The following is a 25,092-nucleotide window of genomic DNA, read 5'->3' as shown; positions in this document are numbered from 1 at the left end:
GAACGCTGCGCGTTTATTTCGGGCTTAATATTTTTTAGCGGTCTCAATGAAGCTTCACCTTTTACCTTTCACCTTTAACCCTTTCACCCCCTTTAGGGGGCCGGGGGGCCAAAAACGCCTCCAACTTCTGGAAGGCCCTGGCCCGGTGGCTGTAGCGGTTTTTCTCCCCGAGCGTCATCTGGGCAAAGCTGCGCTCCGCTCCCTCGGGAACAAATACGGGATCATAGCCAAAGCCTTCTTCGCCGGTGGCTGCTTCCAGGATATGGCCCGGGCAGACGCCTTCGAAGCGGTGTTCCTTCCCGTCCAGGATCAGCGAGATGATGGTCCGGAACCGGGCCCGTCTGTCTCCGTGGCCCTCCAGGTTTCGCAGCAGCAGCCGGATATTGTCTGCCGCAGATTTCTGAGGGCCGGCATAACGGGCGGAATACACCCCCGGAGCGCCGTTCAGCGCTTCCACCTCGAGACCGGTATCTTCAGAAAAGCAATCCTTCCCCGTCAGCCGGAAGATGGTCTGCGATTTCTCCGAAGCATTGTCCTCCAGCGTATCGTGCGGCTCGGGGATCTCCCGGGTGAAGCCGGCTTCCTCCAGGCTGATCACCCGGAATCCGGAAGCGTCCAGCAGGGAGCGGATCTCCTTTACCTTATTGGGATTGTGGGTGGCAAAAATCAGTTCGGTCATCAGGTCAGATATATGGTTCCGGGGCCGTTCCGCTTGTTCGGGAGTTCCGGCGGCCGGCCCGGTATGTCAGGAAAAAAACAGTTTCAGCGCGCCCCAGAAAAGCCGCTTCCGTTCCCGGTCGCTTTCCAGCTGCTGCAACGTATCGGTGCGCAGCAGGGGCAGCTTTTCTGTTGTCTGCAGCACCGCGTTGCGCTGCGCCGGCAGCTCCGCCAGGGCATCGCCGAACAGCAGTACTTTCCGGGGACGGAACTGCTCCTGCAATGCCCCGAAGCTCATTCCCGGGCTGTGGGCCAGGTTCACCAGGGCGATGTCCGCCATGCTGTGCTGCACGGCGCCCAGTATCTTGGTAAAAAAGGCAAACTGTTCCTCATCCAGAAACGCGGTGGACGCGTCCTCGACGATCACCAGCACCTGCCGCCGGTTGCCCCCGAGGGAACGGAGGGGGGGCGCTAAAGTTTCGGATACCGGGTCGGCAGTCCCCGCCGGAGCCGCTGTCCCCGCCGAAGCGGCCGTTCCTGCAGCGGAGTCTGTTCCTGTCAAAGCGGCTGTTCCCGGAGCAGCCTCCGTCTCCGCAGCCGCTGTTGCTGCGGAAGCGGTGTCCGCCACAGCAGCCTCCGGCCCGGCGGTATTCAACCCTTCGCCGGGGCTATCCGGACTTTCCCCGGCCCCGTCCAATCCTTCCCCGGCGGGAACAGCCGGTACCAAAGGCTCCCGGTATATACCGGCCAGCAAATAAGGATCGAGGGGCAGGGCCTGTAAGCTCATGACACAGAAAAAGTAAGGCGAAATGATCTTCCGCAGGTAAAAATTCCGTTTATTTGCAATAGTAAGCAATAAAAGCTGCAAGATAAATTCAATTCACCATTTATGGAAGACATAGGGACCAAGGAAGCCGCTGTAAAACCGGCAGCAGCGGAAGGGAAGGAGCGGAAGACCGGCGGACTGTTCCCGGTGGAACGGGTGCGGAAAAGTCATCTCGGGGAAGTGGATTTTTCCAACCTCGGGTTTGGAAAGATATTTGCCGATCATATGCTGGTCGCCGATTTCGCGGACGGCAGCTGGCAGCCGGCGCATATCGTGCCCTACGGAGAGTTCAGCGTCAGCCCGGCCAACTCGGCCCTGCATTACGGACAATCCATCTTCGAAGGCATAAAGGCTTACCGTGACGAGGACGGCGCTCCCCTGCTGTTCCGTCCGGAGAAAAATTACGAGCGTTTTCTGAAGTCCGCCGAAAGGCTGGCTATGCCGCCGGTGCCGGAGGATATCTTTTTATCGGGCATGGAGCAGCTGATTAGCCTGGACCGCGCCTGGATACCCGAGGCGGAAGGCTGCTCCCTCTATATCCGGCCCTTTATGTTTGCCACCGATGCCTTCCTGGGCGTACGTCCCTCGGGAAGCTACCGCTTTATGATCATCAATTCCCCCGCGGGCGCCTATTACAATAAGCCCGTAAAGCTGGTGGTGCAGGAAAAGTACGTACGGGCTTTCCCCGGAGGGACCGGCTTTGCCAAATCGGCCGGCAACTATGCCGGAAGCCTGATGCCCGCCCTCGAGGTGCAGCGGCAGGGATACGACCAGATCCTCTGGATAGACGGTATTCAGCATAAATACCTGCAGGAATGCGGGACCATGAACTTTTTTGTGATCATCGGCGATACGGCGGTGACCGCCGACCTGGACGAAGGTACCATCCTCGACGGGGTGACCCGCGATACGGTCATCGCGCTGATGCATGAGCAGGGGCTGAAAGTGGAGGAACGTCCCCTGTCCATCGACGAGGTGCTGGAGGCTTACCGGCAGGGCACCCTCCGCGAGGTATTCGGGACAGGCACCGCGGCCGGAATATCCTATGTGGCGGAAATGACCTACCGGGAGCACCACCTGCAGTTCCGCCCGGAAGCGTGGACCATTGCTCCGGCGCTGCTGCAGCGGCTCGGGGATGTGCATTTCGGCAAGAACGATCCCCATGGCTGGTGCCGGCGGATCGACTGAAAACAAACAGGGCTCCGCGCCGTCTGAAACGGTACGGCCCTGCCGACGATACTGTTGATTCAACAGGTGATTAAGGTTACCGGCGTGTTTTTGACGGGCACGCCGGTTTTTTGTTTTTCATTTTGCTTTTTTATCCGGAATCACCTACCTTTGCCCTCCCAAATTCGTATAATAACCGGAGTTGTTTAAACCGTGCAACCGGTAAAAATCAAGGTAAGAGCATGCCTACCATTCAACAGTTAGTAAGAAAAGGAAGGACCATTATCCGGGCCAAATCCAAATCCAGGGCCCTGGATAACTGCCCGCAGCGCCGCGGCGTATGCACCCGCGTATATACCACTACGCCCAAAAAGCCCAACTCCGCCCTGCGGAAGGTCGCCAAGGTGAAGCTGACCAACAAGATCGAGGTGATCGCCTACATCCCCGGTGAAGGACACAACCTCCAGGAGCACTCCATCGTGCTGGTGCGCGGAGGACGTGTAAAAGACCTGCCCGGCGTGCGTTACCACATCGTCCGCGGTGCCCTGGATACCGCCGGCGTAAAAGACCGGAAGCAAAGCCGTTCCAAGTACGGCACCAAACGCGAAAAGAAAGCTGCCAAATAACCGGAACGGTCTGTGATCCAAACCGTTCAACCGTTAACTGACAACTGTTAACCGACCCAAGTAAATGAGAAAACAAGCTGCAAAAAAATTACCGCTGGCGCCCGATCCGCGCTTCAACGACAGGCTGGTAACCCGCTTTGTGAACAACATCATGCTGCAGGGAAAGAAAAGCACCGCCTACCGTATATTCTATGATGCGGTAGACCGTATCAACCAGCAAACCGGCGAAAACGGCTACGAAGTGTGGAAGAAAGCCCTGGCCAATGTGACCCCCGCCGTGGAAGTAAGAAGCCGCCGTATCGGCGGAGCCACCTTCCAGATACCGGCCGAAGTACGGGCCGACCGGAAGGTTTCCCTGAGCATCAAATGGCTGGTCCGCTATGCGGCATCCCGTCATGGCAAGAGCATGGCCGAAAAGCTGGCGCAGGAGATCGTGGCCGCCAGTAAAGGCGAAGGCGGAGCCTTCAAAAAGAAAGAGGATACCCACAGGATGGCGGAAGCCAACAAGGCCTTCTCCCATTTCAGGCTCTGATCATCACCGGCCTGATATTCCCAGTGAAACAGACAGGATCCACTTGTTTACAGTGGGTCTTTTTTGTTCCGGTTTGTACCGGTTCCGGATTTGACGTTTCGCCTGGAATAGTCTACCTTTGCACCCCGAAATAAGACAATAAGCTTTACTTGTTATTCCAACTATCATGGCAGATCTAAAACTTCAACGCAACTTTGGTATTGCGGCACATATTGATGCCGGCAAAACCACCACCACCGAGCGTATTCTCTACTACACCGGTAAAACCCACAAGATAGGAGAGGTGCACGAGGGCGCCGCTACCATGGACTGGATGGAACAGGAACAGGAGAGGGGCATCACCATTACTTCCGCGGCCACTACCTGCTTCTGGAACTTCCCCACCCATCAGGGAGAAAAAACTGCGGATACCAAAACGTATAAATTCAACATCATCGATACCCCGGGCCACGTGGACTTCACCGTAGAGGTGGAACGCTCCCTGCGTGTGCTGGACGGGCTGGTAGCGCTGTTCTGCGCCGTGTCCGGCGTGGAGCCCCAGTCCGAGACCGTTTGGCGTCAGGCCAACCGGTACAAGGTGCCCCGCATCGGGTTTGTCAACAAGATGGACCGTGCAGGAGCCGACTTCCTCAATGTGGTAAAGCAGATCCGCGAGATGCTGGGCGCCAACCCCGTGCCCCTGGTGCTGCCGATCGGCGCCGAAGATACCTTTAAGGGCGTCGTGGACCTGATCACCATGAAAGGCATCATCTGGGACGAAGAGTCCAAAGGTGCCAAATACGAAGAAGTGGAGATCCCCGAAGACATGAAGGCGGAAGCCGAAGAATGGCGGGGCAAGCTGGTGGAAGCCGTGGCCGAATATGACGAGAAGCTGCTGGAAAAATGGTTTGAAGACCCCGCTACCATCACCGAAGACGAGATCCATAATGCCATCCGCCACGCTACCATCGACATGGCCATCATCCCCATGCTCTGCGGCTCCTCTTTCAAGAACAAAGGGGTGCAGAAGATGCTGGATGCCGTGGTGCGGTACCTGCCCGCTCCCGCTGACGTGGAAGCCGTAACGGGGACCAACCCCGATACCGGCAAGGAAGAATCCCGCAAGCCCGATGCATCCGAGCCCTTCGCCGCCCTGGCCTTTAAGATCGCTACCGACCCCTTTGTGGGCCGCCTGGCCTTCTTCCGGGTGTATTCCGGACGGCTGGAATCCGGTTCCTATGTGCTGAACACCCGTACGGGCAAGAAGGAGCGCATCAGCCGGATCATGCAGATGCACTCCAACAAGCAGAACCCCATCGATGCGATCGAAGCCGGCGACATCGGCGCCGCCGTGGGCTTTAAAGATATCAAGACGGGGGATACCCTCTGTCTGGAAAGCGCCCCCATCGTGCTGGAATCCATGACCTTCCCCGAGCCGGTGATCTCCGTGGCCGTTGAGCCCAAGACCCAGGTGGATGTGGACAAGATGGGCATGGCCATCGCCAAGCTGATCGAGGAAGATCCCACCCTTACCGTGAAAACCGACGAGGAAACCGGGCAGACCGTGCTGAGTGGCATGGGCGAGCTTCACCTGGAGATCATCGTGGACCGTATGCGCCGCGAGTTCAAGGTGGAGGTCAACCAGGGCGCTCCCCAGGTGGCCTACAAGGAAGCGCTGACCCAGACGATCGAGCACCGCGAAGTGTACAAGAAGCAGACGGGCGGACGCGGTAAATTCGCCGATATCCAGTTCGAGATGGGGCCCGCCGAGGCAGAATGGCTGCAGGCCAATGAAGGACAGCATCTTCAGTTTGTAAACGATATCTTTGGCGGATCGATCCCCAAGGAATTTATCCCGGCCATACAAAAGGGATTTGAGCAGTCTATGCAGACCGGTCCCCTGGCCAACTATCCGCTGGATAACATGAAGATCCGCCTGTTCGACGGGTCCTTCCACCCGGTGGACTCGGATTCGATGTCCTTTGAGCTGTGCGCGAAGTCCGCCTTCCGCGAAGCCGCCCGGAAGACCAAGCCGGTGCTGCTGGAACCGATCATGAAGGTAGAAGTAACCACGCCGGACCAGTACATGGGGGATGTGACGGGCGACCTCAACCGTCGCCGGGGCCTGCTGGAAGGCATGGATTCCCGCGCCGGCGCCCAGGTCATCAAGGCCAAAGTGCCCCTGAGCGAAATGTTCGGGTATGTGACCCAGCTGCGCTCTATCACCTCCGGCCGTGCCACCTCCATCATGGAGTTTTCCCACTATTCGCCGACCCCCAGCGGTATTGCCGACGAAGTAGTGGCCAAGGTGAAAGGCAAGGTAAACGCCTGAGCCGGCCCCGTGCCCGGAACAGGGAAATACTGAAAATAAATGTCCACCCGGCCCTGCGCCGGGTGGTTTTTTTGCCGGAAGCCGCCGGGATTTTGCGGGGAACCGCAAGGCGTTTTGCGGAAAACCGCCAAAAACCCGGTCCGGAAGCAGGAAAGCAGAAAAATCTTTGCCCGCTTTTCTTTGCAATATCAAATAATCCGCTTACCTTTGCCGTCCCAAAAATTGGGTGGTAAGCGCAGATTTATATATACCCGTATGTCACAAAGAATCCGTATCAAACTGAAATCTTACGATCATAATCTGGTTGATAAATCCGCCGAGAAGATCGTAAAAACCGTGCGCAGCACCGGTGCAGTGGTAACCGGCCCTATTCCCCTGCCCACGGAAAAGAAGATCTTTACCGTACTGAAGTCGCCGCACGTGAACAAGAAAGCGCGCGAACAGTTCCAGCTGAGCACCCACAAGCGCCTGCTGGATATTTATACCTCCTCGTCCCGTACCGTGGATGCGCTGTCCAAGCTGGACCTGCCCTCCGGTGTAGACGTGGAGATCAAGGCCTGACAAAACATATTGAGAACGGCCCATCCTGAGGAGAGCACGAAACACCCTCAGGCGCTGGGTGAAAGTAACAGTCATGAAAGGGATCATTGGTAAGAAGATCGGCATGACCAGCATTTTTGAGCCGAATGGTAAGCAGACCGCCTGCACCATCATCGAAGCTGGTCCCTGTGTGGTAACCCAGGTAAAAACAGCAGATACCGACGGTTATCAGGCCCTCCAGATTGCTTTTGGCGATCGCAAGGAAAAAAACACCCCCAAAGCGCTCCGGCAGCACTTCTCCAAAGCCGGCACAGCCCCCAAACGTATCGTACGCGAGCTCCGCAACCCGGACAGCAGCATAGAAAAAGCCCTGGGTGAAGCCCTCACCTGTGAAATATTTGCCGAAGGCGAAAAAGTAGATGTAGTGGGTACCTCCAAGGGAAAGGGATTCCAGGGGGTGGTAAAACGCCATGGCTTCAGCGGTGTGGGCGAATCCTCCCACGGCCAGCACGACCGCCAGCGGGCTCCCGGCTCGGTAGGCGGCTCCTCGTTCCCCTCCCGCGTGTTCAAGGGCATGCGCATGGCCGGCCAGATGGGCGCCGAGCGCGTGAAGGTGAAAGGGCTGCGGGTAGTAAAGATATTCCCGGATAAGAATTATATACTGGTAAGTGGCTCCGTTCCCGGTCACATTGGTTCCATCGTTTTAATTCAAAACTGATATGCAACTCAACGTTTTAAATAAGGAAGGACAGCAGACCGGAAGAACCGTTGAACTGCCGGACGAGATTTTCGGGACGGAACCGAACGATCATGTGATCTGGCTGTCGGTAAAGCAGCACCTGGCCGCACAGCGCCAGGGCACCCATAAGGTAAAGACCCGGCTGGAAGTAAAAGGCTCCTCCCGGAAGCTGCACCGGCAGAAGGGTACCGGCGGATCCCGCAAGGGGAATATCCGCAACCCGCTGTTCCGCGGCGGCGGCACCATCTTCGGCCCCAAACCCCGCGACTACAGCTTCAAGCTGAACCGCAAGGTGAAAGACCTGGCCAAGGTATCCGCCCTTGCCCATAAGGCCAAGGAAAACAGCATCCTGGTGCTGGAAGACCTGCAGCCCGAAACGCCCAGGACCCAGGATTTCGTAAAAGTGCTGAAAAACCTGCAGATCAATGTCGACGGCAAGCGTACCCTCTTTGTGACGCCGGAATACAACGATGTGCTGTACCGCTCCATGCGCAATGTGCCTACCGTGCTGGGCGCCCTGCTGAGCGATATCAACACCTACGACATCATGAACAGCCATTACCTTGTTTTCTCGGAAAGCGCCGCCAAGATATTTGCGCAGAGCGGGGAAGCAACGGGCGAAAATAACAACGACGTACAGGCAGCGGCCGGGGAAGCGCCCGCCGCGCAAGCGTAAACAGACCCAGACATGAAAAGTTCAGACATTTTGATCCGCCCCGTGGTAACGGAAAAAGCCAATAACCAGACTGACAAGCTGGGTAGCTACACCTTTGTTGTGGCCAGGGCCGCCAACAAGCTGGAGATCAAAAAGGCCGTGGAAGCATTTTACGGGGTAACCGTGGATACCGTAAATACCCACACCATTCCCGGAAAGAATAAGTTCCGGTACACCAAATCGGGTTTTGTCTCCGGCCGCCGTCCGCCTTACAAAAAGGCTACCGTGAAGCTGGCCGAAGGAGAGACCATCGACCTGTTTGCAAATATCTAAGCTGCTTTTCCCGCCGGGAAGCACTATAAAAGGAAAGGCAGTCAACTGCCGCAAAAGTTGAAGAAATGGCATTAAAGAAATTCAAACCCGTTACCGCCGGCACCCGCTGGAGAATCGGGAACGCATTTGCTGAAATTACGACCGATCAGCCCGAGAAAAGCCTGCTGGAGCCCAAGAAAAAGACGGGCGGACGGAACGTGCAGGGCCGGCGCTCCATGCGCTATATCGGCGGAGGACACAAGCAGGCCTACCGCAAGGTCGATTTCAAGCGCAACAAAAAAGACATCCCCGCTACGGTAAAGAGCATCGAGTATGATCCCAACCGCAGCGCCTTTATCGCCCTGCTGAGCTATGCAGACGGCGAAAAGCGGTATATCCTGGCCCCGCAGGGGCTCCAGGTCGGCAGCACCGTGGTCAGCGGCGATACCGTGGCTCCGGAAGTGGGCAATGCCCTGCTGCTCAGGAATATGCCCCTGGGTACCGTGGTGCACAATATTGAGCTGCAGCCCGGCCAGGGCGGCATCATCGCCCGCAGCGCCGGCACCTATGCCCAGCTCAATGCCAAGGAAGAGAAATATGCCGTACTGAAGATGCCTTCCGGGGAGCTGAGAAAGGTGCTGATCACCTGCTCCGCCACCGTGGGCACCGTGTCCAACTCGGATCATGCCCTCGAATCTGTGGGCAAGGCCGGCCGTAACCGCTGGAAAGGCACCCGCCCCCGCAACCGCGGCGTAGCCATGAACCCCGTAGACCACCCGATGGGCGGTGGCGAAGGAAAAGCCTCCGGCGGTCACCCCCGCTCCCGGACCGGCAAATACGCCAAAGGACTCAAGACACGCAAGCAGAAAGGATCGGATAAGCTGATCATTCAACGGAAAAACGGAAAGAAATTATAATATCATCAAATCAACCTTATGGCTCGTTCAATCAAGAAAGGTCCTTATGTCGCCCAGCCGCTGGAAAAGAAGGTGCTGTCGATGAATGAAGGGACCCTGAAGAAATCGGTGGTGAAGACCTGGAGTCGCCGCTCCACCATTACCCCGGATTTTGTGGGACATACCTTTGCCGTACACAACGGGAACAAGTTCATCCCCGTGTATGTGACCGAGTTTATGGTAGGACATAAGCTGGGCGAGTTTGCCCCTACCCGGAACTTTAAAGGACACGGTAACAAAAAGTAAGGTACGCCCGATATAAAGACAACCAAGCATATAATAAACAAAGCAATGGAAGCAGTAGCCAAGCTGAGAAATAACCCGACCTCCACCCGCAAGATGCGGCTGCTGGCCGACCTCATCCGCGGAATGGAGGTGGAAAAAGCGCTCAACGTGCTGAAATACCATCCCAAGCATCCGAGCGGCCCGCTGGAAAAATTATTGCTTTCCGCGGTCAGCAACTGGAAGCAGAAAAACGAAGAGGCGCGTGTGGAAGATGCCGGTCTGTTTGTGAAGACCGTGTTTGTAGACGGGGGAAGCACCCTCAAGCGGATGCGCCCCGCCCCGCAGGGCCGCGGCTACCGGGTGCGCAAGCGGAGCAATCATGTGACCATCGTGGTGGACAGCCGCCAGCCGTCCGCCGCAGGGAAGAAGGCCGGAGCCAAAGCATAACATTTTATCATTCATATTCAATACAATCCATAAAGAATGGGCCAAAAAACGAATCCGATTGGGAACCGCCTGGGGATCATCCGCGGTTGGGACTCCAACTGGTACGGAAGCAAAAAGGACTTTGCACCCAAGCTGATCGAGGATCATAGGATCAGGACCTACCTGAATGCCCGTATCAACAAGGGCGGGATATCCCGGATCGTGATCGAACGTACCCTCGGAAAGCTGATCATTACCATCCATACCTCCAAGCCCGGTATCATCATCGGTAAAGGAGGCGGAGAGGTGGACCGGATCAAGGAAGAGCTGAAGAAGCTGACGGGCAAGGCGGATGTACAGATCAATATCCTTGAGATACGCCGCCCCGAAGTGGATGCCAATATCGTAGGAGAAACCATAGCCCGGCAGATCGAAAGCCGTATCAATTACAAACGGGCCATCAAGATGGCCATCGCCACCGCGCTCCGCATGGGTGCGGAAGGCATCAAGGTAAAGGTGAGCGGACGCCTCGGCGGCGCGGAGATCGCCCGCTCCGAAGAGATCAAGCAGGGCAGAACCCCCCTCCATACTTTCCGTATGGATATCGACTATGCCGAACTGTTTGCCCAGACCGTATACGGGAAGATCGGCATCAAGGTATGGATCTGCAAAGGAGAGATCCTGGGCAAGCGCGATCTGAACCCGAACCTCGTCGGCGGTAAGGAAGGCGGAGAAAGAAGCGGACCTCCCGGCGGCGGACGCGGCGGCAGAGGCGGTCACGGCGGCGGAGGAAGAAGAAGATAGCAACATCGTTAAATATTTAAGAAATGTTACAGCCCAAAAAGACGAAACACCGGAAGCAGCAGAAAGGCCGCATGAAGGGGAACGCCCAGCGCGGCGCTACCATCGCCTTCGGCTCCTTCGCGCTGAAAGCCCTGGAGCCGCAGTGGATCACCGACCGGCAGATCGAGGCTTCCCGTGTGGCGCTGACCCGTCATATGAAACGTGAAGGAAATGTGTGGATACGCATCTTCCCCGACAAGCCCGTGACCCGGAAACCCGCTGAAGTACGTATGGGTAAGGGAAAGGGTGGTCCGGATCATTGGGCCGCCGTGGTAAAGCCGGGCCGCATCCTGTTTGAAATAGACGGGGTGACCCTGCAGATCGCCCGCGAAGCCCTGCAGCTGGCGGCATCCAAGCTGCCGATCCGTACCAAGTTCGTGATACGGCACGATTATGATTATGAGGGATAAGCTTCCGAAACGCTTTGGCAACAAAGCACCGGAGCTCCTGTAAAAAGATAAAAAACAATACCATGGCAAAAGAGAAAGCGGACCTCAAATCACTGAGCGAAGTGGACCTGCAAAGCCGGATAGCGGAAGAGGAAGTACGACTGAAAAAACTGAAATTCGGCCATGCTGTCTCTCCCATTGAGAATCCGATGAATATCCGCGAGCTGCGTCGCGATATTGCCCGGTTAAAGACCGAATTGAGAACAAGAGAACGCGGTGCAAACACAAATAATGTCAATCATGGCTGAAAGAAACTTAAGAAAAACCAGGATCGGGATCGTGTCCAGCAACAAGATGGACAAAACCATCGCGGTAAACGTGGAACGCCGGGTGAAGCACCCTATCTACGGTAAGTTTGTAAAAAAGACCACCAAGTTCATGGCGCACGACGACAAGAATGAGTGCACCGAGGGCGACCGGGTGCTGATCATGGAAACACGTCCCCTGAGCAAGCAAAAGCGCTGGAGGCTGGTGGAGATCATCGAGAAAGCAAAATAATTCAGTTTCTGATTTGGAGTTGCTGATTTGAAGTACTCAATCTCAAATCTCGAACCTCAAATTTCAAATGGGAAAAAATGATACAGCAAGAATCCAGGCTGAATGTAGCAGATAACAGCGGCGCCAAGGAAGTATTATGCATCCGGGTATTGGGCAATTCCGGGCAGTCCACCGCCAAGATAGGAGACAAGATCGTGGTGACGGTAAAGGATGCCATTCCCTCCGGCGGTATCAAAAAAGGTACCGTGACCAAAGCGGTGATCGTCCGCACCAAAAACAAGCTGCGCCGCAAAGACGGTTCCTATATCCGTTTTGACGACAACGCCGTGGTGCTGCTGAACAACAGCGACGACCCCAGGGGTACGCGCATCTTCGGCCCGGTAGCCCGCGAGCTGCGCGACAAGGGATACATGAAGATCATCTCCCTGGCTCCGGAAGTGCTGTAGGCCGGGACAGCCCTGACAGCTTTATGGCTTGGGCTTTCGGCAAAAAGAACTATCTTTGCAGGCCGTTTTTATAATAAGATTTTTCATCAGGTGATCCGCCGCTGGCCTTCTCCTGACCCCATAAAACAGAAAGATAAGTTTTCGTACCATGAAGACAAGATTCAAACCCAAGTTTAACATCAGAAAGGGAGACCAGGTGGTGGTGATCTCGGGTGAAGACAAGGACAGGACCAAGCCGCGTAAAGTGCTGGAGGTGCTTCCCGAAAAAGCCCGGGTGCTGGTGGAAGGCGTGAACGTGGTGACCAAGCATGCCAAGCCCAGCGCACAGAATACCCGCGGCGGCATCGTAAAGCAGGAGGCCCCCATCGCCATCTCCAACGTCATGCTGTGGGACGCCAAAGCCGGAGCACCGGCCCGTGTGCGCCGCAGCAAGGAAGATGGGAAAACCGTTCGGATCTTTAAAAAATCAGGGGAGGTAGTTAAATAATGGCAACGACAGAAAAATATATACCCCGGCTGCAGCAGAAGTACCAGCAGGATGTAGTGCCGGCGCTGATGAAGAAATTCGGCTACAAATCCATTATGCAGGTGCCCCGTTTGCAGAAGATCTGCCTGAACCAGGGCATCAACGGCGCCGTCAACGACAAGAAGCTGGTGGATACCGCCGTTGCTGAAATGAGCTCTGTATCCGGACAAAAAGCGGTACCGACCCTGTCCCGCAAGGACATCTCCAACTTCAAGCTCCGTCGTCATATGCCGATCGGCGCCAAGGTAACGCTCCGCAGCGTGAACATGTTCGAATTCCTGGACCGCCTGATCTCGGTATCCCTGCCGCGCGTGCGCGACTTCAAAGGCGTAAACGAAAAGTCGTTTGACGGCCGCGGAAACTATACCCTCGGCATTACCGAGCAGATCATCTTCCCGGAGATCGACATCGATAAAGTAAGTAAAATGAATGGCATGGACATCACCTTTGTGACGTCTGCAGGCAGCAACGAAGAAGCTTACGAGCTGCTGAAGGAGCTGGGTATGCCCTTCAAGAACATCAGAAAAGAACAAAATTAAAACCATACAGGTATGGCAAAAGAATCCATCAAGGCCAGACAGCGCAAAAGGGAAAGAATGGTGGCGCACTATGCGGAGAAAAGAGCCGAGCTGAAAGCGGCCGGCGACTATGCCGCACTGGACAGGCTGCCGAGGAATGCTTCCCCCGTAAGGCTGCACAACCGCTGCCAGCTGACCGGCCGGCCGAAGGGCTATGTCCGGTATTTCGGCATCTCCCGTATCATGCTCCGGGAAATGGCGCTGGCAGGCAAGATCCCCGGTGTGAGAAAAGCATCGTGGTAAACCGGACGCATCGCCCGGAAACCGCTATATCTTATTAGTAAGCGATAAAATAAAAAAGAATAAATGGTAACTGATCCGATTGCCGATTTCCTCACACGGATACGCAATGCACAGCTGGCCAGCCACCGCATCGTGGAAGTGCCCGCTTCAAACCTGAAGAAGCGTCTTACGGAGATCTTGTACGAAAAAGGATATATCCTGAAATATAAATTCGAAGAAGACAGCAAGCAGGGACTGATCAAGATTGCGTTGAAGTACGACCCGCAAACCAAGCAGCCCGCCATCCATTCCCTGGAAAGGGTGAGCCGCCCGGGTCTGCGCCGCTATGCGAAGCCGGCCGACTTCCGCCGGGTGAAAAACGGGCTGGGTATCGCCATCGTATCGACCTCCAAGGGAGTGATGACCGATAAGGAAGCCCAGGCACAGCATGTCGGCGGCGAAGTGCTCTGCCATATCTATTGAGTTTGAATTTTAAATTTTTTTAGTCATGTCACGTATAGGCAAAAGCCCGGTAAACCTCCCCGCTGGTGTCACCCTGAATGTTTCCCCGTCCAACGAAGTGACGGTGAAAGGACCGAAAGGCGAGCTGAAAAGAGCCGTTGACCGCGATATCAAAATAGAAACCAAGGATGGGGTGGTAGTGGTGAGCCGGCCGACCGATCAGATCCGTCACCGTGCGCTCCACGGCCTGTACCGCGCCCTGATCAGCAATATGGTGAAAGGCGTTTCCGAAGGTTTTGTAAAACAGCTGGAGCTGGTAGGGGTGGGATACCGCGCCTCCAACCAGGGACAGCTGCTGGATCTTTCCCTGGGCTATTCCCACAACATCCTCGTGGAGATACCCGAAGAGCTGAAGGTGAAGACCGAAACGGTGAAAGGGCAGAACCCCAAGATCATCCTCGAAGGCATCGACAACCAGCTGCTGGGTGAGGTGGCCGCCAAGATCCGCAGCCTGCGCAAACCTGAGCCCTACCAGGGTAAGGGCGTACGCTACAGCGACGAAGTAGTGCGCCGCAAAGCCGGCAAGACCGCCGGGAAATAACCGGTGACGTCCACATTGTAACAGCGATCTCCGCCAAATAACGGAGACAAAACAAAATAAATCATGCATCCGAAAGTAGTAAGAAGGCAGAAAATCAGCTACCGTATCCGCAGGAAGGTGGCCGGTACGCCGGAACAGCCCCGCCTGGCGGTGTTTCGCAGCAACCGGGATATCTATGCACAGCTGATCGACGACAGCAGCGGCACTACCCTGGCCTCCGCCTCCTCCCGTGCAAAGGATATCGCCGCCCAGAAAGGCGCGAAAGCCGAGCTGTCCCGCCTGGTGGGGCAGGCCCTCGCCCGCAAGGCAGCCGAAGCGGGGATCACCAAATGCGTTTTTGACCGCGGGGGATATCTCTACCACGGCCGTGTAAAGGCCCTGGCCGAAGGCGCCCGGGAAGGCGGGTTGCAGTTTTAGTACGAGACCTGGAAAGCATAAAAAAAGATAACGTACCCCAAGGGTGCAAAACAAGCAGAAATAAATGGCAAAAAATACGGTTAACCGGGTAAAAGCCGGCGATCTGGAACTCAAAGACAGGCTGGTGACCATCAACCGCGTGACGAAGACCACCAAGGGCGGACGCACCTTTAGCTTTTCCGCGCTGGTAGTGGTGGGCAACGAGAACGGTGTGGTAGGCCATGGCCTGGGTAAGGCCAAGGAAGTGCAGGAAGCCATCACCAAAGCCATCGACGATGCCAGGAAAAACCTGATCCGCGTGCCTGTCATGCACGGTACCATCCCGCATGACCAGCTGGCCAAGGAAGGCGCAGCCAAAGTGCTGATCAAGCCCGCCGGACACGGTACCGGGGTGATCGCCGGAGGTTCCATGCGCGCCGTGCTGGAAAGCGCCGGCATTACCGACGTGCTGGCCAAGTCCCTGGGCTCCGCCAACCCGCATAACGTGGTGAAAGCCACCTTCAAGGCCCTGAGCCTGCTGCGGGAACCGGTAGCCGTGGCCAAAACGCGCAATATCTCGCTGAAGAAAGTATTTAACGGATAATCACGCAGCCGCGGAGCGAAGATCCCGAGCATACGGATCTCGCATTCCTTTGGCGGAGTACAAATAACGGATCATGTCAAAAATAAAAATCACCCAGGTAAAAAGCGCGATCGACCGTCCCGAGCGCCAGAAACGGACCCTGGAAGCGCTGGGGCTGAAGAAGATGCATGCCACCGTAGAGGTGGAAGCCACTCCCCAGGTACTGGGTATGGTGCGGAAAGTGAGCCACCTGGTAACCGTGGCGGAATAGCGTAATTTTTTTATCTTGCGAGTTTTCTGCACGGCAGAAAGCGTTGAGCCAAAAACAGACCTATGAACTTACACACGTTGAAGCCCGAAGCCGGCGCCGTTAAAAAGGCAAAGCGCCTCGGCCGCGGGGAAGCTTCCGGCAAAGGAGGTACCTCCACAAAAGGGAACAAGGGACAGCAGTCGCGCAGCGGCTTTAAAAATAAGAAAGGTCATGAGGGCGGTCAGATGCCGATCCACCGCCGCCTGCCCAAGCGCGGGTTCAAGAACCCCGGCCGGGTGGAATACAAGGTCTTTAATGTAGGACAGCTGGATCAGCTGATCGAAAAGTACGGCCTTCAGGAAATATCGCTGGAAGTGTTGTATATGAACGGGCTTATCGGCCGCACAGACAAGGTGAAGGTGCTGGGGCAGGGCGAGCTGAAAGCCAAGGTAGACCTCAAAGTGCATGCGGTCAGCGAAAAGGCCCAGGCCGCCGTTACGGCTGCCGGGGGTACGGTAACGCTGGTATGATTGGAGACGCGCCGTCAGCGGCCGCGTCTTTTCCGTTTATGAATACAAAATAGACAATCCGGGTGAAGAAAATAGTCGAAACGATCCGTAATATCTGGAGCATCGAGGACCTTCGCAAGCGTATCCTGCTGACCTTGGGCCTGATACTGGTATACCGTTTTGGATCCTATGTAATCCTGCCGGGGATCGATCCGAACCGGCTTTCGCTGGCAGGCGCCCAGAAGGGATTGCTGGGTCTTTTCGATATGTTCGCGGGCGGCTCCTTCTCCCGCGCTTCCATCTTTGCCCTCGGCATCATGCCGTATATCTCGGCCTCCATTGCCATGCAGCTGCTGACCATTGCGGTGCCCAGCTTCGCCAAGATGCAGAAGGAAGGGGAGAGCGGCCGTAAAAAGATCAACCAGTACACCCGCCTGCTCACCGTGATCGTAACGGCTTTCCAGGCCAGCGCCTATGTAGCCTACCTCCGCTCCCAGTCCGGACCGGCTATTATCGCTGAATTCGGAGGATTTTTCTTCTGGCTGTCCACCGTGATTGTGCTGACCTCCGGAACCCTCTTTGTGATGTGGCTCGGCGAAAAGATCACCGACAAGGGGATCGGCAACGGTACCTCCATCATCATCGAGATCGGTATCCTGGCGCGTCTTCCGCAGGCGCTCATCTATGAATTTACCTCCAAGTCCAACATGGGCGGAGGCGGCCTGCTGATCTTTCTGCTGGAGATCGTCTTCCTGGTGGTGATCATCATCGGGCTGGTGCTGCTGGTGCAGGGTACCCGCAAGGTGCCGGTAAATTATGCCAAACGTATCGTGGGCAACCGCCAGGTGGGCGGTGTGCGTCAGTTCCTGCCCCTGAAGGTGAATGCCGCCGGCGTGATGCCCATTATCTTTGCCCAGGCCATCATGTTCATCCCGGCCACCCTGGTGGGATTTACCAACCCCGACAGCGCCAGCTCCGGCTTTATGCGCTCCTTCAGCGACTATACCACTCCGTTGTACAACGTCGTTTACGGCGTCCTGGTGATCGTGTTCACCTATTTCTATACCGCGCTGATCTTTAACCCCACCCAGATGGCGGATGAGATGAAGCGTAACAACGGTTTCATACCCGGTATAAAACCCGGCAAATCCACCGCCGATTATATCGGCGCCATCATGGACCGCATTACCCTTCCCGGCGCCTTTTGTCTCGCCATCGTAGGCGTGCTGCCCGGCTTTGCCAGCGCCCTGAAGATCAACTCCGTTTTTGCCAGCTTCTTTGGCGGCACCTCGCTGCTGATCATTGTAGGCGTTATCCTCGATACCCTTCAGCAGATCGAAAGCCAGCTGCTGATGCGGCACTACGACGGACTGATGAGCAAAGGCCGTATTGCCGGCAGGACTGCCGGTACCGGGGCCGGTGTATCAACCATATAACGCATGATTTTTTATAAAACAGAAGAAGAGATCGGGTATATCCGCCAAAGTGCCCTCTTAGTATCTGCCACCTTAGCCGAGGTGGCAAAATTTTTGAAGGCCGGCATCACCACCGCGGAGGTGGACCGGTATGCCGAAACCTTCATCCGCGACCATGGCGCAGTACCCTCCTTTAAGGATTACCACGGCTTCCCGGCCACCTGCTGCATCTCGGTGAACGAAACGGTGGTGCACGGCATCCCCGGGGATTATGTGCTGAAAGACGGGGACCTGGTATCGGTCGACTGCGGGGCGCTGATGAACGGCTTCCACGGGGACAGCGCCTATACCTTTGGTATCGGTGCGGTAGCCCCCGAAGTGCTTCGCCTTATGGGCGATACCCGGCGCGCCCTCTACGAAGGGGTGGAAAAGGCGGTGGCGGGCAACCGTATCGGGGATATCGGCTTTGCGGTACAGCATTATACGGAGATCAGCCGCGGCTACGGGGTAGTGCGCGAAATGGTAGGCCACGGCCTGGGCCGGGAGCTGCACGAGGAGCCCCAGGTGCCCAACTACGGCCGCCGGGGCAACGGCAGCACGCTAAAAGAAGGACTGGTGATCTGCATAGAGCCCATGATCAACCTCGGGACCCGGGATATCTATTACCTGGACGACGGCTGGTCGGTCGTGACGCGCGACGGCAAGCCCTCCGCCCATTATGAACATACCGTAGTGGTCCGGAAGGGGAAGGCGGAATTGCTGTCCGACTTTTCGGCCATAGAGGCGGCAGAGGCGGCCAACGAAGCCCTGTGCAGCGGATACTGAGGTACGGGCAAAATTTTGTCATTTTAAAAATTATTGTTGTATCTTTGCAGTCCTCAAAAAATCTATGGCGAAACAAGCACTGATCAAACAGGATGGTACCATTTTAGAAGCCTTGTCCAATGCGATGTTCCGGGTGAAGCTGGAGAATGGCCACGAAATACTGGCGACTATTTCCGGCAAGATGAGGATGCACTATATCAGGATCTTACCGGGGGATAAGGTGGGTGTGGAAATGAGCCCTTACGATCTGTCGAGAGGCCGGATCATTTACCGGTACAAATAAAAGTAAAAAGCGATTAAGAGACAAATACAGGTGAAACCGGGCATGCAAGGTTCCATCTGACCGTTAAAAAGATAAATATCTACAGATGAAAGTCAGGGCATCCATAAAAAAGAGAAGTGCGGAATGTAAGATCGTACGCCGCAAAGGCAGGCTGTATGTGATCAACAAAAAGAATCCCCGCTTCAAGCAGCGGCAGGGCTGATTGCCGTTTTTATAACCCAACCATTCAAGAGCAAAAAATTAACCATTACTGTTTATGGCACGTATAGCCGGTATAGACCTTCCAAAAAATAAACGCGGCGAGATCGGATTGACGTATATCTATGGGATCGGACGTTCTACCGCCCAGCATATCCTGACCAAGGCGGGGATAGATGTGAACAAGAAAGTACAGGACTGGAACGACGAGGAGCTGAACGCCATCCGGAGCATCATTACCAACGAAGTGAAGGTGGAAGGCGCCCTGCGCTCGGAAGTGCAGACCAACATCAAACGCCTGCTGGATATTGCCTGCTACCGCGGGCTGCGTCACCGCAAGGGGCTTCCCCTCCGGGGCCAGCGTACCCGTACCAACTCGCGTACCCGCAAAGGAAAGCGGAAGACCGTGGCCGGCAAGAAGAAGGCGCCGAAGAAATAATACCGGAATACCGGACGGAGTATTAATCGAATGAAATTCGGAATTTAAAGATATTATGGCAAAAGCATCTGCAGCCGCCAAGAACGCTGCAAAAAAACGGGTGGTCAAGGTGGATAACTACGGCGACGTACATATTTCCGCCAGCTTTAACAACATCATTATCAGCATCACCAACAAGCAGGGTCAGGTGATCTCCTGGTCTTCTGCCGGAAAGAAAGGTTTCCGGGGATCCAAGAAAAACACCCCCTATGCCGCCCAGCTGGCTGCCCAGGAAGCAGCCAGGACCGCTATGGACGCCGGCCTGAAACGCGCCGACGTCTACGTAAAGGGGCCCGGCTCCGGTCGTGAGAGCGCTATCCGCGCCATCGCCACCTCCGGTATCGAGGTATGCATGATCAAGGATGTGACCCCGCTGCCGCACAACGGCTGCCGCCCTCCCAAGAAAAGAAGGGTATAACCGCAAGAACCGCAGACCCTCCCGCGGGATGACTAACCATCCTGTTCCGGGCAGGGTTCTGGTATTTTTATAACGTGTAAGGGTGTACGATTGGGTTTTAGGATTTTTTAAGAATCGTACACTGTAACTAAAAAATCTGAACGATAAGCTATGGCAAGGTACACAGGTCCCAAGACCCGCATTTCCCGCATCTTCGGGGAACCCATCCTGGGTAACGGAAAATACCTGGGGAAAAACAGCAATCCCCCGGGGCAGCACGGTCCCAACCGCAGACGCAAACAGCCCAGCGAATACGCGCTGCAGCTCCGTGAAAAACAAAAGGCCAAGTACACCTACGGCCTGCTGGAACGTCAGTTCCGGAAAACCTTCGAAGAAGCCTCCCGCCGGAAAGGCGCTACGGGCGAAAATCTGATCAAACTGCTGGAAGCACGGCTGGATAACGCCGTATTCCGCATGGGTATAGCTCCCTCCCGGCCTGCCGCACGGCAGCTGGTTTCCCATAAGCACATCACCGTCAACGGCGAAGTGGTAAACATCCCTTCCTGCCAGCTGAGACCCGGCGATGTGGTCGGGCTGAAACCCAAATCCGCCGGCAATACCGCCCTCACCAGCAATGTCCGCGGCAAAAACCAGAAGTATACCTGGCTGGACTGGAACGAGAAGGACCTCAAAGGTACCTTCATCACCTATCCGGAAAGAGAACACGTTCCCGAGAACATCAAGGAGCAGCTGATCGTGGAACTGTATTCGAAATAATAATGAGTTTATTGATTATAAACCAACCTGACAATCAATGGCAATTTTAAATTTTCAAAAACCCGATAAGATCGTTCTTCAAAAATCCAACGAGTTTGAAGCGCAGTTCGAATTCCGCCCGCTGGAACCCGGATATGGCGTAACGATCGGTAATGCGCTGCGCCGCGTATTGCTGTCCTCCCTGGAAGGATATGCCATTGTGGGAATCAAGATCGAAGGCGCTGATCACGAATTTGCCACCCTGAAGGGCGTTACCGAGGATGTTACCGAGATCATCCTTAACCTCAAGCAGGTAAGATTCAAGAAGAAGGTAGACAGCGATATCACCAGCGAAAAAATACAGTTGTCCATCAAGGGCAAGCCCGAATTCAAGGCCGAAATGATCGAAAAGGCGACCAGCTCTTTCGAGATCATGAACCCGGACCTGCTGATCTGTACCCTGGACAGCAGCGCGAAACTGGATATAGAGCTTACCGTGGCCAAAGGCCGCGGATATACCCCTGCAGAGGAAAACAAGCCCAAGGAAGCCCCCTTCGGAACCATACCCATCGACTCGATCTATACGCCCATCAAGAACGTACGGTACAGCATTGAAAATACCCGCGTGGAGCAGAAGACCGATTACGAGAAGCTGGTGATGGAAGTGGTGACCGACGGCACTATTCACCCGGAAGAAGCCGTGAAGCAGGCTTCGCGTATCCTGATACAGCACCTGATGATCATTACCGATGAAAACATCAGCTTTGACACCAAGGATGCTGAAAAGGAAGACGTGGTGGACGAACAGACCCTGCAGCTGCGGAAAGTGCTGAAGACCCCGCTGGAAGACCTGGACCTGAGCGTCCGCGCCTTCAACTGCCTGAAGGCTGCCAAGATCAATTCCCTGAGCGAGCTGGTGCAGTACGAACAGGAAGAGCTGATGAAATTCCGCAATTTTGGACAGAAATCACTGAGCGAGATCGAAACGGTGCTGCACGAAAGAGGCCTGCAGTTCGGCATGGACCTGTCCAAGTTCAAAATGGAAGAAGACTGATTAATCATTTCAACAGGGCTGCCGGAACGGCGCTGCCCGCCTCCTGTAATTCCTGACACGGTACAGGAGCTTTAAACCAACTACGTCATGCGTCACGGAACAAAATTCAACCACCTGGGGAGAAAGTCAGCCCATCGCAAGATGCTGCTCTCCAACCTCGCCTGTGAGCTTTTTACCCACAAGCGTATCGTCACCACCCTCGCCAAAGCGCGGGCCCTTCGGGTATATGCAGAACCCCTGCTCACCAAGGCCAAGAGCAATACCACCCATCAGCGGAGGATAGTGTTCGGCTACCTGCAGGACAAAACGGTGATTACCGAACTTTTCGGCCCCATTAGTGAAAAGATCGCCGCCCGTCCCGGTGGCTATACCCGTATCATCAAGCTGGGCAAACGTCTCGGCGATGCCGCGGAAATGGCCCTGATCGAGCTGGTGGATTATAACGAGCTGTATACCCGCGAAACGCCCGGAGCCAAAGGAGGCGCTAAGAAGAGCCGCCGCCGTGGCGGGGGAGGCCGCAAAAAAGCCGCCGAAGCAGAAACGCCTGCGCCGGAAGCGGCTGCAACCGAGGCTGCCGCCCCGGAAGCCGAAGCGGCAGCGCCCGAAACTGCAGCGCCGGAGACTGAAGAAAAACCCGAAGCCGCTCCTGAAGACAAGAAAAACGCCGAAGGCGAGCAGGCCGACTAATACATTCCCCCTAATGCCGGAAGTAAAATTCATTTTTTGGAGAAAAGACAAAGCATTTCGCTTTGTCTTTTTTATTTTTGCCAACGTTTACACGATTCTATTCCCATGTCCATGCATACCGACGAAATGATAAAACCCGCCGTACTGTTACTGGAAGACGGCACCTTTTACAAAGGAAAAGCCTTTGGAAAAACCGGCACCGCCGCCGGTGAGATCTGCTTTAATACGGGGATGACCGGCTACCAGGAGGTATTTACCGATCCTTCCTATACGGGGCAGGTGCTCATCATGAACAATTGCTATATCGGCAATTACGGCACCCGTAATATCGATACGGAATCAGACAGCATAAAGATCAGGGGGCTTATCTGCAAAAATATCGCCCGGCATTACTCCCGGCAGCAGGCAGACGCTTCCCTGGATGACTACATAAAAGACAACGGCCTGGTCGGCATTTACGATGTGGATACCCGGGCCCTGGTGACCCATATCCGGAGCAAGGGCGCCATGAACTGTATCATCTCCTCCGAAATATTCGACCGGGATCAGCTGCAGCAGCTGCTGAAGCAGGTGCCGTCCATGGATGGCCTGGAGCTTTCTTCCACCATTTCCACCCGTCAGGTATACGATGTCGGGGAAGAAGCCGGCACCGGCCTGCGTATTGCCGTCCTGGACCTGGGCGTGAAGCGGAATATCCTGCACTGCCTGGCCGAACGCGGCGCCCATCTGCGGGTTTACCCGGCAAAGACCAGCTTTGAGGAAATGGAGAAATTCCAGCCCCGCGGCTATTTTATCTCCAACGGCCCCGGCGACCCCGCCGCCATGGATTACGCGGTAGAGACGGTGAAGGCCGCGCTCGATGCAGAAAAGCCGCTCTTTGGCATTTGCCTGGGGCATCAGCTCCTGGCCCGGGCCAATGATATCCCTACCTTTAAGATGCACCACGGCCACCGGGGACTGAATCACCCCGTGAAGAACCTGCTTTCAGGCCGCAGCGAGATCACCACCCAGAACCATGGCTTCGGCGTGGATCCTAAGGCTATCGCCCAATCTTCACGCGTGGAAGTAACCCATGTGAACCTCAACGACCAGTCCATCGAGGGTATCCGGGTAAAAGGCAAAAAAGCCTTCTCGGTGCAGTATCACCCCGAATCCACCCCCGGTCCTTACGATTCGCGTTATCTTTTTGATGAATTTATCAGCATGCTGTAGTCCCTAAAGCGGCTGCAGCTGAGCGCCGGGCAGGGTATTGTCCGGAATTTGTCCTTATGGGTCAGGTTGCCGCCGGCAGGTTGCCGCTGAATAACCGGGCAAGGTATTGCCCGGAATGGGGCATTTTTTCACTAAAAAAACCAGGAAATATTTTGTTTTCCGGAAAATCTTAGTATGTTTATAGCGAAAGAAAAATCCCCCGGTAGAAACCGGGGGACTACTCCATCCTCTCTACGACAGCCATCATTGCTGATGGCGTAGACTCTTTATCGGTTATTTTCGATTGTTCTCGTTTGGTGTTTATTGTTTTGCAAAGATAATGCCGTTTCATCAGAAAAACTACATTATTCCTCCAAATCCTTAATTTTTTATTTTCTTTCACATTTGCCGGCGCCCGTATCCACCCTGCTCCGTCCGTCCTTCCGGGCTGCGCTGCCTGAATAAGCGTCTCCTTGTCGCCCCCTCGTGGCCGAAGACTCCGCGGGTCGACATCCCGTACCTGAATAAGCTTCCTGTTGCGACTGTAAAGCACCTTCAGCTGAGCCGCAGCAGCGCTGTCTCCCGTTCTGCGGCACACCCGATTTTAAAGAGCGGGAACGATTGATTATATTTGAAAATCAATACCCGGCCATGCATACTTTATCGGAAGAGAACTACCTGAAAGCGATCTATCGCCTGGCGCAAGGGCCCAACGAAAAAATTACCCCCACGGCGATTGCCGAGTCGCTGGGCAACAACCCCGCCTCGGTCATCGATATGCTGAAAAAGCTCACCGAAAAACAGCTGATCCATTACGACAAGTCCCGGGGCGCCCGGCTGACGGATCGCGGAGCCCAGGCCGCCCTCGAAGTGGTGCGCAAACACCGCCTCTGGGAGGTGTTCCTGCAGGAAAAGCTGGGATACGGCTGGGATGAGGTACACGATATTGCCGAGGAGCTGGAGCATATTCATCACCCCGACCTGGCCGAGCGGCTGGCGCGGTATCTGGGCTATCCGGATTATGATCCCCACGGGGACCCTATTCCGGATGCAAAAGGCAGGATGGCGAGCCTGCACCGTATAACGCTCAGCGAGCTGGGCGACGGGCGTACCTGCCGGGTCATGGCCGTAAGAGACGCTTCTTCTGCCTTCCTGCAATACCTGCAGAAGCTCGATATCGGTATCGGCACCCGGCTGAAAGTGGTGGAAAAGATCGGCTTTGACGGATCGCTGGTGCTGCAGGTCGGGAAAGGCCACCCGGTGACGGTATCCGAAAAGTTCGCCGACGGGCTGCTGGTGAAGACCGAATAGGAGGTCTGCAAAAAGAAATTTAACAAATATTTAAAAAAAAATTTGGCGTTTCAGGAAATGTTAGTATGTTTATGAAACAATAAAAAATCCCCCGGTAGAAACCAGGGGACTACTCCATCCTCTCTACGACAGCCATCATTTCTGATGGCTTAGTTGTTTATA

General features: G+C 55.3%; 38 protein-coding genes. 36 read left to right on the top strand and 2 right to left on the bottom strand.

The genetic code is table 11. The annotated features are described in order from the left end of the window. Window positions 1–61: 61 nt before the first annotated feature. The gene (gene rdgB / locus ABD851_RS17820) at window positions 62–679 is read right to left on the bottom strand and encodes an RdgB/HAM1 family non-canonical purine NTP pyrophosphatase (RefSeq protein WP_344981873.1); all 618 of its coding nucleotides are present in this window, start codon (window positions 677–679) and stop codon (window positions 62–64) included. A 66-nt stretch (window positions 680–745) separates the two neighbouring features. After that, window positions 746–1,444, bottom strand: coding sequence for a hypothetical protein (locus tag ABD851_RS17815; protein ID WP_344981870.1), 699 nt, complete (start codon window positions 1,442–1,444; stop codon window positions 746–748). Window positions 1,445–1,546: 102 nt separating this feature from the next. Here ABD851_RS17815 and ABD851_RS17810 point away from each other — a divergent pair, with 102 nt between their 5' ends. From ABD851_RS17810 to ABD851_RS17635, 36 genes are all read left to right on the top strand, one after another. Continuing rightward, the gene (locus ABD851_RS17810) at window positions 1,547–2,671 is read left to right on the top strand and encodes a branched-chain amino acid aminotransferase (RefSeq protein ID WP_344981866.1); all 1,125 of its coding nucleotides are present in this window, start codon (window positions 1,547–1,549) and stop codon (window positions 2,669–2,671) included. 221 nt (window positions 2,672–2,892) lie between these two features. Further along, window positions 2,893–3,276: a 30S ribosomal protein S12 gene (gene rpsL, locus ABD851_RS17805; RefSeq protein ID WP_344981863.1), complete on the top strand. Its 384-nt coding sequence runs from the start codon at window positions 2,893–2,895 to the stop codon at window positions 3,274–3,276. Between the two features lie 64 nt (window positions 3,277–3,340). Further along, window positions 3,341–3,808: a 30S ribosomal protein S7 gene (gene rpsG / locus ABD851_RS17800; RefSeq protein ID WP_344981860.1), complete on the top strand. Its 468-nt coding sequence runs from the start codon at window positions 3,341–3,343 to the stop codon at window positions 3,806–3,808. A 166-nt stretch (window positions 3,809–3,974) separates the two neighbouring features. Then, on the top strand, window positions 3,975–6,119 hold the full coding sequence (fusA, locus tag ABD851_RS17795) for an elongation factor G (RefSeq protein ID WP_344981858.1): 2,145 nt from the start codon (window positions 3,975–3,977) through the stop codon (window positions 6,117–6,119). 255 nt (window positions 6,120–6,374) lie between these two features. Next, entirely contained in the window at window positions 6,375–6,680 is a 306-nt protein-coding gene (rpsJ, locus tag ABD851_RS17790; protein WP_344981856.1) for a 30S ribosomal protein S10, read from the top strand. Between the two features lie 73 nt (window positions 6,681–6,753). Further along, on the top strand, window positions 6,754–7,377 hold the full coding sequence (rplC, locus tag ABD851_RS17785; RefSeq protein WP_344981854.1) for a 50S ribosomal protein L3: 624 nt from the start codon (window positions 6,754–6,756) through the stop codon (window positions 7,375–7,377). Between the two features lies 1 nt (window position 7,378). Continuing rightward, on the top strand, window positions 7,379–8,074 hold the full coding sequence (rplD, locus tag ABD851_RS17780; RefSeq protein WP_344981852.1) for a 50S ribosomal protein L4: 696 nt from the start codon (window positions 7,379–7,381) through the stop codon (window positions 8,072–8,074). 12 nt (window positions 8,075–8,086) lie between these two features. Next, window positions 8,087–8,386, top strand: a complete 300-nt coding sequence (rplW, locus tag ABD851_RS17775; RefSeq protein WP_344981850.1) for a 50S ribosomal protein L23 — start codon at window positions 8,087–8,089, stop codon at window positions 8,384–8,386. A 65-nt stretch (window positions 8,387–8,451) separates the two neighbouring features. Beyond that, on the top strand, window positions 8,452–9,282 hold the full coding sequence (gene rplB / locus ABD851_RS17770; RefSeq protein WP_344981848.1) for a 50S ribosomal protein L2: 831 nt from the start codon (window positions 8,452–8,454) through the stop codon (window positions 9,280–9,282). An 18-nt stretch (window positions 9,283–9,300) separates the two neighbouring features. Further along, the gene (gene rpsS / locus ABD851_RS17765) at window positions 9,301–9,567 is read left to right on the top strand and encodes a 30S ribosomal protein S19 (protein ID WP_344981846.1); all 267 of its coding nucleotides are present in this window, start codon (window positions 9,301–9,303) and stop codon (window positions 9,565–9,567) included. A gap of 45 nt (window positions 9,568–9,612) precedes the next feature. After that, entirely contained in the window at window positions 9,613–9,993 is a 381-nt protein-coding gene (gene rplV / locus ABD851_RS17760) for a 50S ribosomal protein L22 (protein WP_344981844.1), read from the top strand. A 36-nt stretch (window positions 9,994–10,029) separates the two neighbouring features. Next, window positions 10,030–10,776 (top strand): 30S ribosomal protein S3, encoded by a 747-nt coding sequence (gene rpsC, locus ABD851_RS17755; RefSeq protein ID WP_344981842.1) that lies wholly within the window; start codon window positions 10,030–10,032, stop codon window positions 10,774–10,776. A 23-nt stretch (window positions 10,777–10,799) separates the two neighbouring features. Further along, complete coding sequence (gene rplP / locus ABD851_RS17750) at window positions 10,800–11,225, top strand: 50S ribosomal protein L16 (protein WP_344981840.1); 426 nt, start codon at window positions 10,800–10,802, stop codon at window positions 11,223–11,225. A 62-nt stretch (window positions 11,226–11,287) separates the two neighbouring features. Then, complete coding sequence (gene rpmC, locus ABD851_RS17745; protein WP_344981838.1) at window positions 11,288–11,512, top strand: 50S ribosomal protein L29; 225 nt, start codon at window positions 11,288–11,290, stop codon at window positions 11,510–11,512. Next, entirely contained in the window at window positions 11,505–11,762 is a 258-nt protein-coding gene (gene rpsQ, locus ABD851_RS17740) for a 30S ribosomal protein S17 (RefSeq protein ID WP_344981836.1), read from the top strand. Before rpmC ends, rpsQ begins: the two co-directional genes overlap by 8 nt. 77 nt (window positions 11,763–11,839) lie before the next feature. Then, window positions 11,840–12,208, top strand: a complete 369-nt coding sequence (gene rplN / locus ABD851_RS17735) for a 50S ribosomal protein L14 (protein WP_344981834.1) — start codon at window positions 11,840–11,842, stop codon at window positions 12,206–12,208. Window positions 12,209–12,356: 148 nt separating this feature from the next. Continuing rightward, the gene (gene rplX / locus ABD851_RS17730; protein WP_344981832.1) at window positions 12,357–12,695 is read left to right on the top strand and encodes a 50S ribosomal protein L24; all 339 of its coding nucleotides are present in this window, start codon (window positions 12,357–12,359) and stop codon (window positions 12,693–12,695) included. Next, window positions 12,695–13,273 carry a 50S ribosomal protein L5 gene (gene rplE / locus ABD851_RS17725; RefSeq protein ID WP_344981830.1) on the top strand — a complete coding sequence of 193 codons (579 nt, stop codon included), beginning with the start codon at window positions 12,695–12,697 and terminating at the stop codon, window positions 13,271–13,273. The genes rplX and rplE overlap by 1 nt, the downstream gene beginning before the upstream one ends. Window positions 13,274–13,285: 12 nt before the next feature. Next, on the top strand, window positions 13,286–13,555 hold the full coding sequence (gene rpsN, locus ABD851_RS17720) for a 30S ribosomal protein S14 (RefSeq protein ID WP_344981827.1): 270 nt from the start codon (window positions 13,286–13,288) through the stop codon (window positions 13,553–13,555). 63 nt (window positions 13,556–13,618) lie between these two features. Beyond that, window positions 13,619–14,017: a 30S ribosomal protein S8 gene (rpsH, locus tag ABD851_RS17715; protein WP_344981825.1), complete on the top strand. Its 399-nt coding sequence runs from the start codon at window positions 13,619–13,621 to the stop codon at window positions 14,015–14,017. Window positions 14,018–14,042: 25 nt separating this feature from the next. Beyond that, window positions 14,043–14,597, top strand: coding sequence for a 50S ribosomal protein L6 (gene rplF / locus ABD851_RS17710; RefSeq protein ID WP_344981824.1), 555 nt, complete (start codon window positions 14,043–14,045; stop codon window positions 14,595–14,597). 63 nt (window positions 14,598–14,660) lie between these two features. Next, the gene (gene rplR / locus ABD851_RS17705; RefSeq protein ID WP_344981822.1) at window positions 14,661–15,014 is read left to right on the top strand and encodes a 50S ribosomal protein L18; all 354 of its coding nucleotides are present in this window, start codon (window positions 14,661–14,663) and stop codon (window positions 15,012–15,014) included. Between the two features lie 64 nt (window positions 15,015–15,078). Next, window positions 15,079–15,597 carry a 30S ribosomal protein S5 gene (rpsE, locus tag ABD851_RS17700; protein WP_344981820.1) on the top strand — a complete coding sequence of 173 codons (519 nt, stop codon included), beginning with the start codon at window positions 15,079–15,081 and terminating at the stop codon, window positions 15,595–15,597. 73 nt (window positions 15,598–15,670) lie between these two features. Next, the gene (rpmD, locus tag ABD851_RS17695) at window positions 15,671–15,847 is read left to right on the top strand and encodes a 50S ribosomal protein L30 (RefSeq protein ID WP_344981818.1); all 177 of its coding nucleotides are present in this window, start codon (window positions 15,671–15,673) and stop codon (window positions 15,845–15,847) included. Between the two features lie 62 nt (window positions 15,848–15,909). Continuing rightward, window positions 15,910–16,356 carry a 50S ribosomal protein L15 gene (rplO, locus tag ABD851_RS17690; RefSeq protein WP_344981816.1) on the top strand — a complete coding sequence of 149 codons (447 nt, stop codon included), beginning with the start codon at window positions 15,910–15,912 and terminating at the stop codon, window positions 16,354–16,356. 62 nt (window positions 16,357–16,418) lie between these two features. Beyond that, window positions 16,419–17,771 carry a preprotein translocase subunit SecY gene (gene secY / locus ABD851_RS17685; RefSeq protein WP_344981814.1) on the top strand — a complete coding sequence of 451 codons (1,353 nt, stop codon included), beginning with the start codon at window positions 16,419–16,421 and terminating at the stop codon, window positions 17,769–17,771. Window positions 17,772–17,774: 3 nt separating this feature from the next. Continuing rightward, window positions 17,775–18,575: a type I methionyl aminopeptidase gene (gene map / locus ABD851_RS17680; RefSeq protein WP_344981812.1), complete on the top strand. Its 801-nt coding sequence runs from the start codon at window positions 17,775–17,777 to the stop codon at window positions 18,573–18,575. A 64-nt stretch (window positions 18,576–18,639) separates the two neighbouring features. Continuing rightward, window positions 18,640–18,858 carry a translation initiation factor IF-1 gene (infA, locus tag ABD851_RS17675; RefSeq protein ID WP_344981810.1) on the top strand — a complete coding sequence of 73 codons (219 nt, stop codon included), beginning with the start codon at window positions 18,640–18,642 and terminating at the stop codon, window positions 18,856–18,858. A gap of 85 nt (window positions 18,859–18,943) precedes the next feature. Continuing rightward, complete coding sequence (gene ykgO / locus ABD851_RS17670; RefSeq protein WP_013621733.1) at window positions 18,944–19,060, top strand: type B 50S ribosomal protein L36; 117 nt, start codon at window positions 18,944–18,946, stop codon at window positions 19,058–19,060. A gap of 54 nt (window positions 19,061–19,114) precedes the next feature. Beyond that, entirely contained in the window at window positions 19,115–19,495 is a 381-nt protein-coding gene (gene rpsM, locus ABD851_RS17665) for a 30S ribosomal protein S13 (RefSeq protein ID WP_344981808.1), read from the top strand. Window positions 19,496–19,550: 55 nt separating this feature from the next. Next, complete coding sequence (gene rpsK, locus ABD851_RS17660; RefSeq protein ID WP_344981806.1) at window positions 19,551–19,952, top strand: 30S ribosomal protein S11; 402 nt, start codon at window positions 19,551–19,553, stop codon at window positions 19,950–19,952. A gap of 150 nt (window positions 19,953–20,102) precedes the next feature. Then, entirely contained in the window at window positions 20,103–20,708 is a 606-nt protein-coding gene (rpsD, locus tag ABD851_RS17655; RefSeq protein ID WP_344981804.1) for a 30S ribosomal protein S4, read from the top strand. A gap of 37 nt (window positions 20,709–20,745) precedes the next feature. After that, entirely contained in the window at window positions 20,746–21,741 is a 996-nt protein-coding gene (locus ABD851_RS17650) for a DNA-directed RNA polymerase subunit alpha (protein WP_344981802.1), read from the top strand. Between the two features lie 87 nt (window positions 21,742–21,828). Further along, window positions 21,829–22,428 carry a 50S ribosomal protein L17 gene (gene rplQ, locus ABD851_RS17645; protein ID WP_344981800.1) on the top strand — a complete coding sequence of 200 codons (600 nt, stop codon included), beginning with the start codon at window positions 21,829–21,831 and terminating at the stop codon, window positions 22,426–22,428. Window positions 22,429–22,539: 111 nt separating this feature from the next. Then, entirely contained in the window at window positions 22,540–23,640 is a 1,101-nt protein-coding gene (gene carA / locus ABD851_RS17640) for a glutamine-hydrolyzing carbamoyl-phosphate synthase small subunit (RefSeq protein WP_344981798.1), read from the top strand. 630 nt (window positions 23,641–24,270) lie between these two features. Beyond that, complete coding sequence (locus ABD851_RS17635; protein ID WP_344981796.1) at window positions 24,271–24,930, top strand: metal-dependent transcriptional regulator; 660 nt, start codon at window positions 24,271–24,273, stop codon at window positions 24,928–24,930. Window positions 24,931–25,092 lie beyond the last annotated feature (162 nt).

It is taken from the genome of Compostibacter hankyongensis (genome assembly GCF_039541075.1).
GTDB lineage: Bacteria > Bacteroidota > Bacteroidia > Chitinophagales > Chitinophagaceae > Compostibacter > Compostibacter hankyongensis.
Note: the sequence above shows the minus strand (reverse complement) of the source record. Positions and strands in the feature narration are given on the sequence as shown.

What these genes read in the sequence shown, in the direction of transcription:
- rdgB (WP_344981873.1), bottom strand. Translation starts at nt 679, where the DNA reads ATGACCGAACTGATTTTTGCCACCCACAATCCCAATAAGGTAAAGGAG.
- ABD851_RS17815 (WP_344981870.1), bottom strand. Translation starts at nt 1,444, where the DNA reads ATGAGCTTACAGGCCCTGCCCCTCGATCCTTATTTGCTGGCCGGTATA.
- ABD851_RS17810 (WP_344981866.1), top strand. Translation starts at nt 1,547, where the DNA reads ATGGAAGACATAGGGACCAAGGAAGCCGCTGTAAAACCGGCAGCAGCG.
- rpsL (WP_344981863.1), top strand. Translation starts at nt 2,893, where the DNA reads ATGCCTACCATTCAACAGTTAGTAAGAAAAGGAAGGACCATTATCCGG.
- rpsG (WP_344981860.1), top strand. Translation starts at nt 3,341, where the DNA reads ATGAGAAAACAAGCTGCAAAAAAATTACCGCTGGCGCCCGATCCGCGC.
- fusA (WP_344981858.1), top strand. Translation starts at nt 3,975, where the DNA reads ATGGCAGATCTAAAACTTCAACGCAACTTTGGTATTGCGGCACATATT.
- rpsJ (WP_344981856.1), top strand. Translation starts at nt 6,375, where the DNA reads ATGTCACAAAGAATCCGTATCAAACTGAAATCTTACGATCATAATCTG.
- rplC (WP_344981854.1), top strand. Translation starts at nt 6,754, where the DNA reads ATGAAAGGGATCATTGGTAAGAAGATCGGCATGACCAGCATTTTTGAG.
- rplD (WP_344981852.1), top strand. Translation starts at nt 7,379, where the DNA reads ATGCAACTCAACGTTTTAAATAAGGAAGGACAGCAGACCGGAAGAACC.
- rplW (WP_344981850.1), top strand. Translation starts at nt 8,087, where the DNA reads ATGAAAAGTTCAGACATTTTGATCCGCCCCGTGGTAACGGAAAAAGCC.
- rplB (WP_344981848.1), top strand. Translation starts at nt 8,452, where the DNA reads ATGGCATTAAAGAAATTCAAACCCGTTACCGCCGGCACCCGCTGGAGA.
- rpsS (WP_344981846.1), top strand. Translation starts at nt 9,301, where the DNA reads ATGGCTCGTTCAATCAAGAAAGGTCCTTATGTCGCCCAGCCGCTGGAA.
- rplV (WP_344981844.1), top strand. Translation starts at nt 9,613, where the DNA reads ATGGAAGCAGTAGCCAAGCTGAGAAATAACCCGACCTCCACCCGCAAG.
- rpsC (WP_344981842.1), top strand. Translation starts at nt 10,030, where the DNA reads ATGGGCCAAAAAACGAATCCGATTGGGAACCGCCTGGGGATCATCCGC.
- rplP (WP_344981840.1), top strand. Translation starts at nt 10,800, where the DNA reads ATGTTACAGCCCAAAAAGACGAAACACCGGAAGCAGCAGAAAGGCCGC.
- rpmC (WP_344981838.1), top strand. Translation starts at nt 11,288, where the DNA reads ATGGCAAAAGAGAAAGCGGACCTCAAATCACTGAGCGAAGTGGACCTG.
- rpsQ (WP_344981836.1), top strand. Translation starts at nt 11,505, where the DNA reads ATGGCTGAAAGAAACTTAAGAAAAACCAGGATCGGGATCGTGTCCAGC.
- rplN (WP_344981834.1), top strand. Translation starts at nt 11,840, where the DNA reads ATGATACAGCAAGAATCCAGGCTGAATGTAGCAGATAACAGCGGCGCC.
- rplX (WP_344981832.1), top strand. Translation starts at nt 12,357, where the DNA reads ATGAAGACAAGATTCAAACCCAAGTTTAACATCAGAAAGGGAGACCAG.
- rplE (WP_344981830.1), top strand. Translation starts at nt 12,695, where the DNA reads ATGGCAACGACAGAAAAATATATACCCCGGCTGCAGCAGAAGTACCAG.
- rpsN (WP_344981827.1), top strand. Translation starts at nt 13,286, where the DNA reads ATGGCAAAAGAATCCATCAAGGCCAGACAGCGCAAAAGGGAAAGAATG.
- rpsH (WP_344981825.1), top strand. Translation starts at nt 13,619, where the DNA reads ATGGTAACTGATCCGATTGCCGATTTCCTCACACGGATACGCAATGCA.
- rplF (WP_344981824.1), top strand. Translation starts at nt 14,043, where the DNA reads ATGTCACGTATAGGCAAAAGCCCGGTAAACCTCCCCGCTGGTGTCACC.
- rplR (WP_344981822.1), top strand. Translation starts at nt 14,661, where the DNA reads ATGCATCCGAAAGTAGTAAGAAGGCAGAAAATCAGCTACCGTATCCGC.
- rpsE (WP_344981820.1), top strand. Translation starts at nt 15,079, where the DNA reads ATGGCAAAAAATACGGTTAACCGGGTAAAAGCCGGCGATCTGGAACTC.
- rpmD (WP_344981818.1), top strand. Translation starts at nt 15,671, where the DNA reads ATGTCAAAAATAAAAATCACCCAGGTAAAAAGCGCGATCGACCGTCCC.
- rplO (WP_344981816.1), top strand. Translation starts at nt 15,910, where the DNA reads ATGAACTTACACACGTTGAAGCCCGAAGCCGGCGCCGTTAAAAAGGCA.
- map (WP_344981812.1), top strand. Translation starts at nt 17,775, where the DNA reads ATGATTTTTTATAAAACAGAAGAAGAGATCGGGTATATCCGCCAAAGT.
- infA (WP_344981810.1), top strand. Translation starts at nt 18,640, where the DNA reads ATGGCGAAACAAGCACTGATCAAACAGGATGGTACCATTTTAGAAGCC.
- ykgO (WP_013621733.1), top strand. Translation starts at nt 18,944, where the DNA reads ATGAAAGTCAGGGCATCCATAAAAAAGAGAAGTGCGGAATGTAAGATC.
- rpsM (WP_344981808.1), top strand. Translation starts at nt 19,115, where the DNA reads ATGGCACGTATAGCCGGTATAGACCTTCCAAAAAATAAACGCGGCGAG.
- rpsK (WP_344981806.1), top strand. Translation starts at nt 19,551, where the DNA reads ATGGCAAAAGCATCTGCAGCCGCCAAGAACGCTGCAAAAAAACGGGTG.
- rpsD (WP_344981804.1), top strand. Translation starts at nt 20,103, where the DNA reads ATGGCAAGGTACACAGGTCCCAAGACCCGCATTTCCCGCATCTTCGGG.
- ABD851_RS17650 (WP_344981802.1), top strand. Translation starts at nt 20,746, where the DNA reads ATGGCAATTTTAAATTTTCAAAAACCCGATAAGATCGTTCTTCAAAAA.
- rplQ (WP_344981800.1), top strand. Translation starts at nt 21,829, where the DNA reads ATGCGTCACGGAACAAAATTCAACCACCTGGGGAGAAAGTCAGCCCAT.
- carA (WP_344981798.1), top strand. Translation starts at nt 22,540, where the DNA reads ATGCATACCGACGAAATGATAAAACCCGCCGTACTGTTACTGGAAGAC.
- ABD851_RS17635 (WP_344981796.1), top strand. Translation starts at nt 24,271, where the DNA reads ATGCATACTTTATCGGAAGAGAACTACCTGAAAGCGATCTATCGCCTG.